The 15,617-nt window shown below is 61.4% G+C and carries 13 protein-coding genes; 8 read left to right on the top strand and 5 right to left on the bottom strand.

From position 1 onward, the window contains the following. Positions 1-7: 7 nt before the first annotated feature. Complete coding sequence (locus tag CSQ95_RS24785; RefSeq protein WP_034755172.1) at positions 8-556, bottom strand: thymidine kinase; 549 nt, start codon at positions 554-556, stop codon at positions 8-10. Between the two features lie 290 nt (positions 557-846). Here CSQ95_RS24785 and CSQ95_RS24780 point away from each other — a divergent pair, with 290 nt between their 5' ends. Further along, a complete protein-coding gene (locus CSQ95_RS24780) occupies positions 847-2,238 on the top strand; it encodes a pyridoxal-phosphate dependent enzyme (RefSeq protein ID WP_373632929.1) in 1,392 nt (463 codons plus the stop codon). Further along, complete coding sequence (locus CSQ95_RS24775; protein ID WP_099411416.1) at positions 2,235-3,416, top strand: PLP-dependent aspartate aminotransferase family protein; 1,182 nt, start codon at positions 2,235-2,237, stop codon at positions 3,414-3,416. Before CSQ95_RS24780 ends, CSQ95_RS24775 begins: the two co-directional genes overlap by 4 nt. Before the next feature lie 107 nt (positions 3,417-3,523). Here the strand turns inward: CSQ95_RS24775 and CSQ95_RS24770 are convergent, their stop codons facing one another. Next, positions 3,524-5,743, bottom strand: a complete 2,220-nt coding sequence (locus CSQ95_RS24770) for an acylase (RefSeq protein ID WP_099411415.1) — start codon at positions 5,741-5,743, stop codon at positions 3,524-3,526. Positions 5,744-5,757: 14 nt separating this feature from the next. Continuing rightward, positions 5,758-6,597, bottom strand: a complete 840-nt coding sequence (locus tag CSQ95_RS24765; RefSeq protein ID WP_099411414.1) for a hypothetical protein — start codon at positions 6,595-6,597, stop codon at positions 5,758-5,760. Between the two features lie 112 nt (positions 6,598-6,709). Between CSQ95_RS24765 and CSQ95_RS24760 the strand changes: the two genes are divergently transcribed. The 4 genes from CSQ95_RS24760 (at position 6,710) to CSQ95_RS24745 (ending at position 8,485) form a co-directional block, all read left to right on the top strand. Continuing rightward, positions 6,710-7,156, top strand: coding sequence for a DUF2939 domain-containing protein (locus CSQ95_RS24760; RefSeq protein WP_099411413.1), 447 nt, complete (start codon positions 6,710-6,712; stop codon positions 7,154-7,156). Between the two features lie 125 nt (positions 7,157-7,281). Continuing rightward, positions 7,282-7,785 (top strand): DUF2939 domain-containing protein, encoded by a 504-nt coding sequence (locus tag CSQ95_RS24755; protein WP_070222954.1) that lies wholly within the window; start codon positions 7,282-7,284, stop codon positions 7,783-7,785. A gap of 86 nt (positions 7,786-7,871) precedes the next feature. Continuing rightward, positions 7,872-8,084, top strand: a complete 213-nt coding sequence (locus CSQ95_RS24750) for a hypothetical protein (protein WP_086136650.1) — start codon at positions 7,872-7,874, stop codon at positions 8,082-8,084. Between the two features lie 11 nt (positions 8,085-8,095). Continuing rightward, on the top strand, positions 8,096-8,485 hold the full coding sequence (locus CSQ95_RS24745) for a DUF4440 domain-containing protein (RefSeq protein ID WP_099411412.1): 390 nt from the start codon (positions 8,096-8,098) through the stop codon (positions 8,483-8,485). 99 nt (positions 8,486-8,584) lie between these two features. Here CSQ95_RS24745 and CSQ95_RS29360 read toward each other — a convergent pair whose 3' ends face one another. Then, positions 8,585-8,776 carry a hypothetical protein gene (locus tag CSQ95_RS29360; protein WP_143450071.1) on the bottom strand — a complete coding sequence of 64 codons (192 nt, stop codon included), beginning with the start codon at positions 8,774-8,776 and terminating at the stop codon, positions 8,585-8,587. A 21-nt stretch (positions 8,777-8,797) separates the two neighbouring features. Here CSQ95_RS29360 and CSQ95_RS24740 point away from each other — a divergent pair, with 21 nt between their 5' ends. Together CSQ95_RS24740 and CSQ95_RS24735 are read left to right on the top strand one after the other, a co-directional pair. Then, positions 8,798-10,531, top strand: a complete 1,734-nt coding sequence (locus tag CSQ95_RS24740) for a methyl-accepting chemotaxis protein (protein ID WP_099411411.1) — start codon at positions 8,798-8,800, stop codon at positions 10,529-10,531. A gap of 435 nt (positions 10,532-10,966) precedes the next feature. Next, on the top strand, positions 10,967-13,252 hold the full coding sequence (locus CSQ95_RS24735; RefSeq protein ID WP_099411449.1) for a TonB-dependent receptor: 2,286 nt from the start codon (positions 10,967-10,969) through the stop codon (positions 13,250-13,252). A gap of 98 nt (positions 13,253-13,350) precedes the next feature. Here the strand turns inward: CSQ95_RS24735 and CSQ95_RS24730 are convergent, their stop codons facing one another. Next, on the bottom strand, positions 13,351-15,168 hold the full coding sequence (locus CSQ95_RS24730; RefSeq protein ID WP_143450070.1) for a hypothetical protein: 1,818 nt from the start codon (positions 15,166-15,168) through the stop codon (positions 13,351-13,353). Positions 15,169-15,617 lie beyond the last annotated feature (449 nt).

The raw sequence follows: 15,617 nt of genomic DNA, 5'->3' as shown, positions 1-15,617 counted from the left end.
AATTAGCTTAGGAGTAGAAACAGCGCCCGCACGCCTGGCGGTAACTCTCGTTGCCGCCTATGCTGATCTGCTCGCCTTCCTTGATGCGGCGGCCCTGCTCATCCACGCGGATGTTCATCGTGGCCTTCTTGCCGCAAGTACAAATATTCTTCAACTCTTCGATATCGTCGGCCAGCGCCAGCAGATAGGCCGAGCCGGGGAACGGTTCGCCCTTGAAATCCGTGCGCAAGCCGTAACAGATGACGGGCACGCCCTTCACTTGCGCCAGCTGGTGCAATTGCTGCACCTGGGCCGTGCTGAGAAATTGCGCTTCGTCAACCAACAGGCAGGCTACCTGGGGAATATCATCGAGGAAATTCGTGTCGGCATGGAAGATATCGACCTGGCGCTGCGGCCCCAGGCGCGAAGTGACCCGGCCCACGCCATAGCGGCTGTCGATGGCGGCCGTATACAGGCGCACCTGCTGGCCCTGCTCTTCGTAGTTGTGCGCGACCTGCAACAAGGCCGTCGACTTGCCCGCGTTCATCGCGGAATACCGGAAATAGAGTTTTGCCACTGCCGCCTGCCCTGTCTGAGTAATTTCAATACTATTTAGTATCTTTTCGAGGCGTGATTATAAATCGCAATGGCGGGCTTGCGGCAGCTTAATAGTCGCGTCGTTGGTGCGGCAGGCGGGCCAAAAACGGCGCATACTCGAATCGCGCGCGTTGCAGCCGATATGCGCAACGCGCATATGCAAGCATGGAAACATTCGTTCGCCGCACTCGTCCACCCGCCTACACTGCGCGGCACGGAAGGCGGCTCGGGACACGATCCTGAGCGGCTGTTTCTCTGACAGGAGCCACCATGAATGATCGAATGCCATCCCCCTCCCAGCCGCCAGCGCTATACAAGCTGATCGGCAACACCCCGCTGGTCGAAGTCACCAGGCTCGACACGGGCCTGTGCCAGCTGTTCCTGAAACTGGAATCGCAAAATCCCGGCGGTTCCATCAAGGACCGCATCGGCCTGTCCATCATCGAAGCGGCCGAAGCCGACGGCCGCCTGCAGCCGGGCGGCACCATCGTCGAAGCCACGGCCGGCAACACGGGCATCGGCCTGGCCCTGGTCGGGCGCATCAAGGGCTACCGCGTGATTCTCGTCGTGCCCGACAAGATGTCGACGGAAAAAGTGCTGCACCTGAAGGCGCTGGGCGCGGAAGTGCACACCACGCGCTCGGACGTGGGCAAGGGCCATCCCGAGTACTATCAGGATTACGCGGCGCGCCTGGCGCGCGAACTGCCGGGCGCCTTCTTCGCCGACCAGTTCAACAATCCTGCCAACCCGCTGGCCCACGAAACGACGACGGCTCCCGAAATCTGGGAGCAAACTGGCCATGACGTGGACGCCATCGTCGTCGGCGTCGGTTCGTCCGGCACCCTGACGGGCCTGACGCGCTACTTCCGCAAGACGCAGCCCAAGCTGGAATTCGTGCTGGCCGACCCGCAAGGCTCCATCCTCACCGAATACATCGACACAGGAAAAATCAGCGACACAAGCGGCTCGTGGGCCGTCGAAGGCATCGGCGAAGACTTTATCCCGGCCATCGCCGACATGGACAGCGTCACGAAGGCCTATACCATCACGGACCAGGAAAGTTTTGATTCCGCGCGCGCCCTCTTGCGCGCCGAAGGTATTTTAGGCGGCTCATCCACCGGCACCCTGCTGGCAGCGGCCCTCAAATACTGCCGCGAACAGACTAGCCCGAAGCGCGTCGTCACGTTTGTCTGCGACACGGGGACGCGCTACTTATCTAAAGTCTACAACGATGGCTGGATGCGCGACCAGGGTCTGTTGCAGCGCGCGCGCTCGGGCGACTTGCGCGACCTGATCGGGCGCCGCTACGACGAGGGCGACGTCGTCAGCGTGGCGCCGGGCGACACCCTGCTCACGGCCTTCAACCGCATGCGCGCCAGCGACCTGGCCCAGTTGCCCGTCATTGATGCAGGTCAACTGGTCGGCATCCTTGACGAATCGGACTTGCTGCTGCACGTCTCGAGCGACGCCGCGCATTTCGCATCGCTGGTGGGCGCCACCATGACGACGCAGATCGAAACGCTGGCGCCATCGAGCGGCTTGCCCGCCCTGCGCGCCACGCTGGACCGGGGCTTGACGGCCGTCGTCGCCGACGATACCGGCTTCTATGGCCTGATCACCCGCTTCGACCTTCTCAACCACTTACGCAGGACACTATCTTGAGTAAAGAAACCACCCGCAAGAGCCATCTGGCCACCCGCGTCATCCACGCCGGCCAGTCGCCCGACCCGTCGACGGGCGCCATCATGCCGCCCATTTACGCCACCTCCACCTTTGTGCAGGACAGCCCCGGCGTGCACAAGGGCCTCGATTACGGCCGCTCGCACAATCCCACGCGCTGGGCGCTCGAGCGCTGCGTGGCCGACCTGGAAGGCGGCAGCGCGGCGTTCGCGTTCGCCTCGGGCCTGGCCGCCATCTCGTCCGTACTGGAATTGCTGGACGCGGGCAGCCATATCGTCGCCGGCGACGACATGTACGGCGGCACCTACCGGCTGTTCGAGCGCGTGCGCCGGCGTTCGGCCGGTCACGAATTCACGTACGTCGACCTGACGAATCCGGAAAACCTGCTGGCCGCGCTGCGCCCGGAAACGAAGATGGTGTGGGTGGAAACACCGACCAACCCGATGCTGAAACTGGCCGACTTGCGCGCGATTGCCGACATCTGCCGCGAACGGGGCATCATCGCCGTGGCCGACAACACATTTGCCAGTCCGCTGGTGCAGCGCCCCCTGGAACACGGTTTCGACATCGTCGTGCACTCGACCACCAAGTATCTGAATGGCCACTCGGACATCATCGGCGGCATCGCCATCGTCGGCGCGGAGGAACGCCAGGCGGAATGGCGCGAGCAGCTGGGCTTTTTGCAAAACTCGGTGGGCGCGATTGCGGGGCCGTTCGACAGCTTTCTTGCCTTGCGCGGCATCAAAACGCTGGCCATCCGCATGCAGCGCCATTGCGCAAGCGCCCTGGCGCTGGCGCAGTGGCTGGAGCAGCAAAAGGAAGTAAAAAAGGTCTTCTACCCGGGCCTGGCGTCGCACCCGCAGCACGCGCTGGCGCAGCGCCAGATGGATGGTTTCGGCGGCATCATCTCGATCGACCTCGACACCGACCTGGCGGGTGCGCGGCGCTTCCTCGAGCGCTGCGAAGTATTCGCCCTGGCGGAAAGCCTGGGCGGCGTGGAAAGCCTGATCGAGCACCCTGCCCTGATGACGCATGCCAGTATCCCGGCCGAACAGCGGGCCAAGCTGGGCATAGGCGACGGCTTGATCCGCCTGTCGGTGGGGATCGAGGATATCGAGGATTTGCGCCATGACTTGCGCACGGCGCTGGACGCGATTTGAGGGGAGAGGTGTCGGATTACGCTGCGCTAATCCGACCTACGGCATACCGAGGGCGGTAGGTCGGATTAGCTCGGCAACGCCGGGCGTAATCCGACACACCACAAACCTCACTCCCCCGGCCGATACCTGCGCTCCAGGTGCTTCGCCACGTCCTCCGGATAAAACAGCACCTCCTTGAATTCGCCGCGTGCATACATGGCCGCCTGGTCCTGGAAGTGCGGCGACTTCGGGTCGCCGCTCTGGCCGCCCGCGAGAATGCTTTTCGCCTTGATGCGGGGGCCAAATTCCACGGCCGCGACAAAGCTGTTGCCGCGTTCGCCGTAGATGCGCTTCGTGCTGCTCTTGCTGCTCTGGCCATACGCGGCCAGCGCGCCCCAGTTGCCCGACGCGTAAGGCACCGGCAAGCTCGGCTGCGCATCGTCGAACGGCTGCACGATGTCGCCCGTCAGGCGCTGGAAGCGGTTGATCTCGCCCCACGGAGTTTGCCAGTTGCCGAAATCGCGCTGCAGTTTGTCCGCCGCCGTCGCCAGGGCAGCCAGCCGCTGCGCCGCCGTGACCTTGTCCGTCGCCAGAAAATCGACCACGGGCACGCCTTGTTCCCGCGCCTGCTTGCCCGTCAGCTCGGCCAGTTCCTGGCCCCAGAACACGGCCAGGGACGTGGCCGTGGAAGTGAGCGAATAGCGCCAGTCCCACGCCCGCAGCAAGGCGATCTTGTCGGCCAGCGCCAGCTGTTGCGCGTCGCCCGCCGGCAGTGCATCGTAGGCGGCGAACAGCGGCGGCAGCAGCGCTTCGAAGGCCGTCAGTTCGCTGTCGTAGGAGGCGGCGATCAGGCTGTCGAGCGTAAAACCCGTCTTGTTCTGAAAAACCTTGACGGCATGCAGGCCGCGCGCGTTTTCGCCGTAGACCGACATGTAGGCGGGATAGTCCTGCTGGCGCGGGCTGTTGGCGCCGGCCGCCGAATACGGCCAGTTGTTCGTGTTCTGAATCCAGCCATTCTTCGGATTGAACAAGGTGATGGTTTGCGCCACCGTGTGCAGCCCTTTCCATTCCGTGGCAGGGTCGCTGCCGTCGACGGGCTGCTTCCAGTTGAAGCGCGGGTCGCGCACGGGGATAAAATTGCCGTGAAAGTAGGCGATATTGCCATCCCCGTCCGCGTACACCGTGTTGTTCGACGAATTCGTGCGCAGTTCCATCGTTTGATAAAACGCCGCGTAATCGCGCGCCTTGGTGCGCGTGTACGACTGCGTCAAAGCCTTCAACGGTTCATTCATCAGGCGCACGGCCACCCATTTACCGTCCTGCGCGCGCACGATGGGGCCGTGGTGGCTGTAGTAGACGGTGATGGTTGTCGATCCCATGCAGCCATCGGCCAGTTTATAGGGCAAGGTAATCGGCACGGCTTTCAAGGGGCGCAGCCCGCCGTCATAGCGGTAGAACCAGGCGCCATCCCGGTCGACGATGCTTTCCAGGTATTCGTCGACGACATCGCCGCCGCCCGAGGTATGCATCCAGCCCAGGCGCTCATTGAAACCCTGGTAGACAAAGAACTGGCCCCAGGTGACGGCGCCATACGCGTTCAGGCCTTCGCCGCTGGTGACCTGCACTTCGGGACGGAAGTAGAACGAGGTGTGCGGGTTGATCATCAGCAGCGCATGGCCGTTTTTGGTAATCGCGGGCGCGATGGCGAAGCCGTTCGAACCGCTCGGTTCGGGGTCCAGACCTGACGCCAACCTGGTCTCCACGCTGGCCAGCGCTACGGCGGCGGGCCTGGCCTGCTGGCCGTAGAACGCTTCGAGCTGCGTCAGGTTGACCGATTCGATATCGCCGCCGATGCTGCCCTCGCTGAAACTGAGGGCCATCCACGGCTCGAAATGCGTAATCAAGAGAGGTTTGACGTGCGGATGCGTGGCCAGGTAAAAATTCAGGCCATCGGCAAACGCATCCATCAGCTTGCGCAGCCACGGCGGGCTGGCGCGGTACTGCGCCTGCAGCTCCTGCGGATCGATGAAGAGCTTCATGCGCAGGTCGCGGTACAGCTCCCGCTCGCCCTCCACTTCCGCCAGCCGTCCCATGGCATTGATATAGTTCAATTCCACGCGGGGAAAATCGTCCTCGGCCTGCGCATACATCAGGCCAAAGACGGCATCGGCATCCGTCTTGCCCGTCACATGGGGCACGCCCCACGTGTCGCGCGCGATGCTGACGTTGGCAGCCTGCGCCTGCCAGCGGGCCATGTCCGTGACGGAAGCGGCTGGCACCGCCAGCACGGGAGGAGCGGTAACGATGCCGCAGGCGATGGCGGCGAACAAGGCACGGCGAACTGGCATGCACTACTCCAATATCAGGATGCGTCGATCAGGGTGGCGATACGCTGGTTGAGCTCCACATTTTCCGCCTGCAGCTGCGCCACTTTCTGCTTCAAGCTGGCGATCTCGCCGCGCAGGCGCTCCGTTTCGGACGGCGCCTGCGCCGCGTTTTCCGCCCACGGCTCGTTGCCCGTTTCCGGCGTGTCCTGCGAAACGTGAGGCGCTTTCGGCTCGCGCGGCGTGCGCGTGGCGGCGCGCTGTTCGCGGATTTCCTTGGCCGCCTGGCGCAGCAGCTTCTTGCCGCCGGCGACGGCCGCCACCTGCTCTTCGGGCGGCAGCGATGCCACGGTGGCCGCCGCATTGATGGAGATCGTGCCCGAACGGACGGCTTCCACCAGTTCGGGCGAAGCGGTTTTCTGGATCTTCTCGATCTGGCTGATCTGGTTGCTGCTCAATCTGGCCGCCTTGGCCACCTCTTCGCGCGTGCTCATGGGAGGCTTGGGCGCGTTTTCGCCATCGGGCGCGTCCTGGGCGCTGACGGGCGCCGGGCTGCGCGCGGCGACGATTTCCTTCTTGCGCAAGGCCAGCACGCCGCGCTGGAAGTCCGACACGCTGCGGCGCGCCAGGTGATTGTCGATCATCCATAGCATGACGTCGTCGAGCGAGGTAAAGCTGGTGTTCTGGATGGTCTTGAATTCGATGCCGTGCTGGCGGCAGATGGCGTAGCGGTTATGCCCGTCGATCAGCACGTCGTTCCACAGCACCAGCGCATCGCGGCAGCCTTCGGCCAGCAGGCTGCGCTCGAGCGCCGCATACTCGCTGGCGGTGAGCGGGTCGATATACGACTGCAGCACCTGATTGATAGTGATATTCATGGTTGTCCTCAATATTGCGGCGCGATGGTCCGCGCCGGCACGAATGCTACACCATCCGCCGTGCCTGGCCGGGTAAAATCACGGCGGCACAGCTCATACAAAAACACGGACCATGAAAAGAAAGTACGCCACCGCGATCATTTTTGCCGTCGCCGCCATCGGCTTCACCTGGGTCAGCCCCTACATCGCCATGTACCGCATCAGCATCGCGGCGAAATCCGTGCGCCTGGAAAACCTGGCGCAGCAGGCCGACCTGCCCGCAGTGCGCGCCAGCGTGGCGCGCCAGCTGCGCGCGGCCGGCGAAATGGCCAATGATGATGACTTCAAGGAAATGCTCGACACCATCGTCTCGCCGCCCGGCATCACGGTATTGATCTTGCACGGCAAGCAGGGGGCGGACGGCAAGCGCCACGACTTCGGCATGGCGTACCGCTCGTGGAATGAAGTGGTGCTGCGGCGCAGCGGTGCCGGACCCGCCGCCAGCCAGTTTCTGCTGCGCCGCCATGGCATCTGGGACTGGAAACTGATGGACATTACCCTGCCGCCGGAATTACTCTAAAGAAACTTGATCTAAAACAACACTTACCTAAACCGTCATATTGATTTTGGGAAATATTATGTAGAATGCCAACACCTCAGGCGCACCGGGTCGCCAGGCATCCGAGAGATTGCACGATGAAAAGAATGATGCTTCTCGCTGTAGCGGTACTGGTCGCGCTGGCCGGCGTCTTCTATGGCAGCCCGTACTTCACCATGAACAAGATCCGCGCGGCCACCATGGACGAGGATACGCAGGCGCTGGCCGCACAGATCGACCTGGCCCAGTTGCGCGGCAGCCTGGGGCAGCAACTGCACACCCTGTTCTCGGCGCCGGAAGTGGCCGACGATATCAATCCCGAGGTCATCGATCCCTTACTCGACACCATGCTGATGCCCGAAGGCATCGTCGCATTGATGAAGCTCAATGACCGCTACGAAAACCCGATCGCCAAGGTCAGCGACATCAGCGGCCGCAAGCGCAACACCAAGCCCGACTACAGGCTGCGCTACACCTCGTGGAACAGCGTCGTGGTCCAGCGCGCCCACAGCAAAAGCCATATCGGCGAACTGACCCTGACGCGCGACGGCCTGTGGCACTGGAAGCTGGTATCGGTGGCCCTGCCAAAAAACTTGCTGGCCGACGCGTAAAGTGCCCGCCCTTCGTGTCGTCAATCCAGCGGCTATCCGACACCGGACACTGCTATCATCGGGTTTTGATTTCCAACGGAGGCAGCATGTCAGACCTGGTACAACACGCCCTGACCCACGCGGGCAAACCGGCAACCACGCCCTGGGTGGTGACCCTGGTCGGCGGTGAAAAACTCACCGGCCCCATTTCCCCGCTCAGCGACGGCTGCTACGCCATCGGCCTGGGACAAATCAAGTACTTTTCCAGCGACAAGGTCGCCTGCCTGAATGTATCGGGCGCGGGCGCATTTCCTATCTGAAGACCCTGGCAATGGAAGACGCACAGGAGAATACGCAGGACAGCCTGGCGGTGCAGCTGCAGGCGCTGGAAGCGGCGCTGCAAAGCCAGGCGGTGCGCGCCGACAGGGCCAGACTGGCGGCCCTGCTGGCCGACGACTTCGTCGAGTTCGGCAGCTCGGGCAATCTCTGGACACGCGCGGCAACCCTGGCGGACTTGCCGGTGGAAGACTTTTGCCAGCGCAGCATCCGCGATTTTCAGGCCCGTTTGCTGGCCGACGATGTTGCCTTGGTTACCTACCGCTCGCAACGCCACGCCAACGGCACCCTGCCCGCCAGCGCCAGCTTGCGCAGTTCCTTGTGGAAATGGCGCGATGGCCGCTGGCAAATGATTTTTCACCAGGGCACGCCCATTCCCGGCTGATCCACCTCCCGGAAGATACTGTCCTGCGCCCGATCAAGCGGCGCAGGAATCAGCATCCATGCCGAAAAGTTGTTTTTTGACACGCAAAATCTCATTGATTTACTGAATTTTTTGTGCAACAATGAATTTAATAAATAAAACAAATAAATTATTGAAATCGGTTTTTTGAATTAATTCCATCCTCACACCACGAATCCGTGTTTTGGATAGAAAAGCACTGCGCAGGGCACGACCCGTCGCCAGGCAAGCGCCTGCCACCCGTCCCACGCAAGCCCCCTTTCTAATCATCATCACGTATTTGGGAGAGACATCATGGACAAATTCACCGTACGCACCCAGCTCACTCTGGCTTTCGGCCTGCTGGTCTTTTTCCTCATTGGCATATCGATCCTGTCCGTGCGGAACCTTTCCAACTTCAACGCCAGTTTTGACCAGTATGTCAACGGCATCACCGCCCGCGCCAATACGGCGCACCGCGTGCGTGACGCGATCGACATGCGTGCCGTGGCGGCCAGGAACCTGGTGCTCGTCACCAAGCCGGAAGACCTGGAAAGCGAACGCAAACAGGTCTTGCAGGCACAGGCCGATGTCGTCAAGAACATGCAGCATCTGCTGCAGCTGACACAGCAGCCCGAGGTATCGGATGAAGTGCGCGCCATAGTCAACAAGATCGACGGCATCGAAAAACGCTATTCTCCCGTGGCGCTGGCTATCGTGGACCTGGCGCTGCAAAAGAAAACCGAGCAGGCCATCGTCAAGATGAACGAGGAATGCCGCCCGCTGCTGGCCGCCCTCGTCGCCGCCAGCGATGAATATTTCGCCCTGACGGACCAGCGCTCTACCGCCATCTTGCAGGAAGACAACGAGAGCTACATTCTCAACAGGAATATCCTCATCGGCGCCAGCCTGCTGTCCATCGTGCTGGCAGGCCTGGCGGGCGGGCTCATCACACGCAGCCTGCTCAAGGCGCTGGGCGCAGAACCGAAGCAGCTGTGCGACGCCGTCAGCCTGCTGGCCGGCGGCGACCTGACAGGCAAACTCAACGTTGCACCGCGCGATACCGCCAGCGTGCTGTCGGCGCTGCAGCGCATGCAGGAGTCGCTGACCACGGTAGTGTCGTCCGTGCGCCAGGATTCCGACACCGTTTCCCTTGCCGCCGCGGAAATTTCCAGCGGCAACAGCGATCTGTCGCTGCGCACGGAACAGCAAGCCAGTTCGCTGGAAGAAACCGCGTCGTCGATGGAAGAGCTCACCAGCACCGTGCGCAAGAATGCGGAAAATGCCCGCGAAGCCAATGTGCTGGCCACGACGGCATCGGACGTCGCCAGCAAGGGCGGCGCCGTGGTGGGGCAAGTGATGGGCACCATGGACCTGATCAGCGAATCGTCGCGCAAGATTGTCGACATCATCAGCGTCATTGACGGCATCGCCTTCCAGACCAATATCCTGGCCCTGAATGCCGCAGTGGAAGCGGCACGTGCCGGCGAACAGGGTCGCGGCTTCGCCGTCGTGGCGACCGAAGTGCGCGGCCTGGCCCAGCGCAGCGCCAGCGCAGCCAAGGAAATCAAGGCGCTGATCGACGATTCCGTCAGCCGCGTCGATGCGGGCTCCAGGCTGGCGGCACAAGCGGGCACGACGATGTCCGAGGTGGTCGCCAGCGTCGCCCGCGTCAGCAACATCATCGCTGAAATCACGGTGGCCAGCCAGGAACAGTCCGCAGGAATCGAGCAGATCAATCAGGCGGTGACCCAGATGGATAGCGTCACGCAGCAAAACGCGGCACTGGTGGAAGAAGCGGCGGCGGCGGCCGAATCGCTGCGCGAGCAGGCCGGCCACCTGGTGGAAACCGTGAGCATCTTCAAGACGCATGACAGCCATGTGGCGGCACCCGCACCGGCGCCAGCACCGGCACGCGCCAGCCACAAGCCGCTGCGCCTGGTACCGGCAGCAGCGGCCAGCAGCCCCGCCAAGCGCCAGGCCGCCCCGGAAAAACCCCGTGCGGCGCAAGCGGAAGCCGTGACGGCCGGCGACTGGGAAGAGTTTTAAGCATATACAGGCATGCAGCCACGCATGCCCCGCTTCACACGCACAGGGGAGAGCCGCAGCCGGCCTCCCCTGTCGCGTTGCAACAACACGCCCCTCACATAAAAAATCCGCGGAAACTGTTGTATTTGTGCCGCCCCGGATCCCGCTACTACGCCGAAATAGCGCATGCTTTTTTGCGCCGCCGCAGGAAACCGCCTCGTTTTGCCCTGCCTCTTTTGCTCCTGCACAAGCCTGCCGGCACTCCACTATGCACCCGCCAGATAGTGACGACAAATACGATTTTATTCGCGTATTGAGTCGAAACGGATATGAATAGCCATCGTTGGAAAATGGCATGAATACCAAAATTTCCCGTGCTAGCATGATTTTTCGTTCAGCTGGCCAGCGCCAGCTTGCATGCCCCCAACAACCTTGACCGACAGGAGCCGTTTCATGATGACACCGCATGCCAGCACAGTACGTCACACCCTGATTGCCCTGGCAATCAGCGCCGCCTTTCCGCTGCAGGCGATGGCACAGGATAGCGTCCCGGCGCCAGCCGCCGACGCGCCTGCCGTCCCGGCGGCACAGACCGGTCCTGGCCAGCTGGAAACCGTGATCGTGACGGCGCAGCGGCGCGCGGAAAACATCAAGGACGTGCCCATGTCCATCGCCACCCTGAAGGGCGACAAGCTCGACACCCTGACGGCCGGCGGCGCCGACATCCGCTTCCTCAACAGCCGCTCGCCCAGCGTGTCCGTCGAATCGGATTACGGCCGCACCTTTCCCCGCTTCTACATTCGCGGCCTGGGCAATACCGACTTCGACCTGAACGCCTCGCAGCCCGTGGGCCTGGTGATGGACGACGTAGTGCAGGAAAACGCCATGCTGAAAGGTTTTCCCGTGTTCGACGTGGATCAGGTCGAAGTGCTGCGCGGCCCGCAAGGCACCTTGTTCGGCCGTAACTCGCCAGCCGGCGTGATCAAGTTCGATTCCGCCAAGCCCGTCTTCAAGACGGAAGGCTACCTGAGCGGCGGCTTCGGCAAGGATGGCATGAAGAACCTGGAAGGCGCGTTCAACGTGCCCGTCAGCGACACGGTCGCCCTGCGCTTTTCCGGCCAGACGCAGCGCCGCGACGACCGCGTGCACAACCCGCGCCCCACCGGCACGCGCGACTTCGAAGGCTATGAAGACAGCGCCGCCCGCCTGCAGGTATTGGTCAAGCCCACGCGCGACTTCACGGCCCTGTTCAACGTGCACGCGCGCAACCTCGACGGCACGGCCACCCTGTTCCGCGCGAATATCCTGAAACAGGGCACGAACGACCTCGTCGACGGCTTTGATTATGACAACTACCCGACCGACGGCATCAACCGCCAGCACCTGAAAACCAAGGGCGCCAGCATGCGCCTGAAATGGGACTTGCCCGGCGTGACCCTGCATTCGATCACCGGCTACGAAAAACTCGATTTCTTCAGCCGCGCCGACGTCGACGGCGGCTATGGCGCCGTGTACGCGCCGCCGATGGGTCCCGGCTTCATCCCGTTCGTCGTGGAAACGGCCGACGTGATCCCCAACCACAAGCAGATTTCGCAGGAATTCCGCGCCGAGTCGTCTGCCCGCGGCCCGCTGCAATGGATAGCCGGCCTGTTCTACTTCAAGGAAGATATCCAGATCGACAGCATCGGCTTCAACAGCCTGGCGCCCGGCAACCCACAAAGCCCGAACTACGCCACGCAAAACCAGAGCTCGAAGTCGTACGCGGCCTTCGGCTCGCTCAACTACACGGTCTCGGACGCCCTGAAACTGCGCGCCGGCCTGCGCTACACGACCGACAAGAAGGATTTCTCCGCCAAGCGGGTGGAGGCGACCACGGCCGGCCCCTTCGACTTGCACGACACCTCGCACAACGTCAGCTGGGACTTGAGCGGCACCTATGTACTCACGCCGGAAACGAATGCCTACGCGCGCATCGCCACCGGCTACCGCGCGCCGTCGATGCAGGGCCGCCTGAACGGCCTGGCCGACCGCCCTTCGTTTGCGGGCGCCGAGAAAGCGCTGTCCGTCGAGGCGGGCATCAAGCAAGACCTGTTCGACAAGCGAGCGCGCCTGAGCCTGGCCATATTCCAGTACCGCGTGAAGGACAAGCAACTGACGGCCGGCAGCGGCGCCGTCAACATGAACCAGCTGATCAACGCCGACAAGGCCACGGGCCGCGGCGTGGAACTCGATTTCCAGGCGAACCTCAGCGATTCGCTCAGCATGACCCTGGGCGGCAGCTACAACCACACGGAAATCCAGGACAAGAAGCTGTTCGTGCAAAGCTGCGGCAACGCGCAAAACAACCCGGCCAGCGGCTGCACCGTGACCGACCCGCTGGGCCCGTTCAAGGGCACGGCCTACATCGACGGCAACCCGCTGCCGCGCGCGCCGGAATGGCAAACCAACTTCACATTAAAGTACAGCATTCCCCTCGCCAATGGCGAGTTCTACGCCTACACGGACTGGGCCTACCGCACCAGCTACAACTTCTTCCTGTATGAAGCGAAGGAATACAAGGCCAAGGAACTGCTCGAAGGCGGTTTGCGTGTCGGCTACAAATGGGACAAATACGAACTCTCCGCGTACGGCCGCAACATCACCAACCAGATCCAGTCGCTGGGCGCGATCGATTTCGACAACCTGACAGGCATCGTCAACGAACCGCGCACGTATGGGGTGCAGTTCAAGGCGACATTCTGATAGCTGCGGGGAATGCATGCGCGAGCACCGCGCGCGGAGGAATGCCGTCAGCGCCAGCTGAGCGGCATTCTTTCAGGCCCTCCGTTGGCCACTCCGCTTTAGCGTCCTGCCAATGCGCCTATCGTGGCATTGTCGGGCGCGTAAGGCTGTCCGTCAAAGTATCGCCTGCCGATAGTCGACACTGCCTTCCCGATGTGTCCGGCTGCCACGATGCGCATGCTTTCGTCATGCATCCCCATACTGGCCACGGTCGCGTTACTACCGATGAAATACGGGCCAAAGATACTATTTTGATCAAAATTGCTGGTGGCCATACGCGCCTTATAGGTCACGATATTGTTCGTCGTTCCATCCGCTCCCGTGTAAAAACCGTCGCCGCTCATGCCGCTTCCTTCCGTGAAATAAATATTCCGGTCGCCCGTCGGACGGCCAGCTCCGGGGTTCAGATTGACCATGCGGGGGAAACGCGCCACCAGCGGATCGCGCTTAAAATATACAAGGTTGTTGCTGAAATTGACGAAGCCATCGGCTGCGGCCCCATCGATATACAGTGCCGTACACTGCTGCTTGCCTGCGGGATCGGTTAGCGCCTCATCGTAATAGATGGTGTTTTGATAGACATTCAAACCCGTCCCTCCCGATATGCGCACGCCGCGAAGTCCTGGCAAGACAATCATATTGTGATGCGCAACGTTATCGAAATTCCTGGTGTTCGTGGCATCGTTATTGGCCAGGCTACCGGCACTTTGATAGTTGTTGGCGAACCAAATACCGCCGGAAGCATAGGTAAGCTGGCGCCGGTCGCGCGTAGTGCTGTAATAGCCATAGTTGTAGCGGATAATGCTGTTATCGTTGGATGACCAGAGCTCCACGATTGAATTGCCGCCGCAATTGCTGCTGATATTCTTTTCAACGATAAGTCCGGAGGTGCAGCTGTACTCAATCGCGTTGTTAAGCACGTCGTCGATGCGGTTCCCTGCCACGTAGCCCCCCTTCAGGCGTATCGCATCTGACAGTCCAATCATAGTGATGCCGTCCGAGGCAAGCATAGGACCATCGGCGCCAGCCTGAGTGGCGCGGCAACCGACCAGGCTGATATCGTTGATGCTGACGATGGCATCGACCACTCCAGTCGTCGGAGGCGCCACCGAAATGGAGACATTGCGTGCCTTGCGCGCCTCGACGCCGCAGACATGGATGTACCCGGTGTGTGGCACGTTCGAGTAGTTGATCATGAGGGCATGCTGGCTACTCGAGACCTCCATTTGCCCCAGACGCGGATCCTCACCGGCATAGGGGCGCACGTACAAGATGCCGTTCACGTACGCACTGCTGCCTTCCGTGGTCAGGCTTGCCGCGGCGCTGCCCGCAAAGGTCTTCTTCCACAGACGCACCTCATTTTGCCAGCAGTCATGCTCGATGGCGCCCATGGGATAAGACCAGATATTCGCTGCGCCGTCCTCCAGCGTCCAGTTCAGGACGACCGCACCACTCGTAATGATGGGTAATGCTTCGGCATCGCCATAGGGACAAATGGTGAATGGCTTGCCAGGCGAACCGTACACATCCAGTTGCAGCCCCATTGTTCCCGTCACGCGCAAGGTCGTTCCCCGCTTCAAGCCCAGCACCTGCCCGGACATATTTCCATTGATTACCAGCATTAACTGGGCCTGCGTGAAATACGGATGTTTCAAGGTGCCCAATCCAAGGCTGGATGTGGCGCTGGGATCGAAAAACAAGGAAGGCCGGCGAACAAACCCCTTGTCGTACAGATCAATGCCGCTCAGGGTATCGTCGAGCCATGTCAATCCTTTCGGCACACTGAGATCAAGACTCAGCGGGACCGCATTCAATGCACGTCCGGCCTCAGAAGCAGTAATGGTGTGCGGTTCGGTACTAGCGACTTTTTTTTGCATGACAACTTTCAAACAAGAAATTAGGGAAGCGTTCCGGCGTGCGGGACACGTGATTCAAGTCTTGCGGGCAGTGACGACAAGGATCTGGCCGCATGACTGCGAGAAATGCTTGAGCACCTTGCCCAAGGCCCGCAATAATCCATCTGCCTCGCATGAGACGGAGGTGTTAATTTTTGGGCGTCCTCTTTGCATTGACCTTGCGGCCGTGAAAATCTATGGCTATCTATCCTATAGTTGCCCTCCTTTTGCAAGCTGATTTTGTATGATGTAAGTAGGCAAGCTTAACAACGCCTGACAAACCCTGGCGAGCGGAAAGAAGGCTAGGTGCCACCGTCGACTTGAGAAGCGCAACTGTACCAAGGTACTGGGGCGCTGAGCCAATAAGCATCGCAGACCGCAAATTACGACGCGCATTAGGTGTTGATAAGTGTTCCACATCTGTCCGGCGC

This window comes from Janthinobacterium sp. BJB304 (assembly GCF_002735765.1).
Lineage (GTDB): Bacteria > Pseudomonadota > Gammaproteobacteria > Burkholderiales > Burkholderiaceae_D > Janthinobacterium.
The sequence above is the reverse complement of the archived record's forward strand: the minus strand, read 5'-3'. Positions and strand labels throughout refer to the sequence as shown.

Excerpts from the sequence above, each read along its gene's own strand:
- CSQ95_RS24780 (WP_373632929.1), top strand. The coding sequence starts at position 847 with ATGAATGATCGAATGCCATCCCCCTCCCAGCCGCCAGCGCTATACAAG.
- CSQ95_RS24770 (WP_099411415.1), bottom strand. The coding sequence starts at position 5,743 with ATGCCAGTTCGCCGTGCCTTGTTCGCCGCCATCGCCTGCGGCATCGTT.
- CSQ95_RS24765 (WP_099411414.1), bottom strand. The coding sequence starts at position 6,597 with ATGAATATCACTATCAATCAGGTGCTGCAGTCGTATATCGACCCGCTC.
- CSQ95_RS24760 (WP_099411413.1), top strand. The coding sequence starts at position 6,710 with ATGAAAAGAAAGTACGCCACCGCGATCATTTTTGCCGTCGCCGCCATC.
- CSQ95_RS24755 (WP_070222954.1), top strand. The coding sequence starts at position 7,282 with ATGATGCTTCTCGCTGTAGCGGTACTGGTCGCGCTGGCCGGCGTCTTC.
- CSQ95_RS24750 (WP_086136650.1), top strand. The coding sequence starts at position 7,872 with ATGTCAGACCTGGTACAACACGCCCTGACCCACGCGGGCAAACCGGCA.
- CSQ95_RS24745 (WP_099411412.1), top strand. The coding sequence starts at position 8,096 with ATGGAAGACGCACAGGAGAATACGCAGGACAGCCTGGCGGTGCAGCTG.
- CSQ95_RS29360 (WP_143450071.1), bottom strand. The coding sequence starts at position 8,776 with ATGATGATTAGAAAGGGGGCTTGCGTGGGACGGGTGGCAGGCGCTTGC.
- CSQ95_RS24740 (WP_099411411.1), top strand. The coding sequence starts at position 8,798 with ATGGACAAATTCACCGTACGCACCCAGCTCACTCTGGCTTTCGGCCTG.
- CSQ95_RS24735 (WP_099411449.1), top strand. The coding sequence starts at position 10,967 with ATGACACCGCATGCCAGCACAGTACGTCACACCCTGATTGCCCTGGCA.
- CSQ95_RS24730 (WP_143450070.1), bottom strand. The coding sequence starts at position 15,168 with ATGCAAAAAAAAGTCGCTAGTACCGAACCGCACACCATTACTGCTTCT.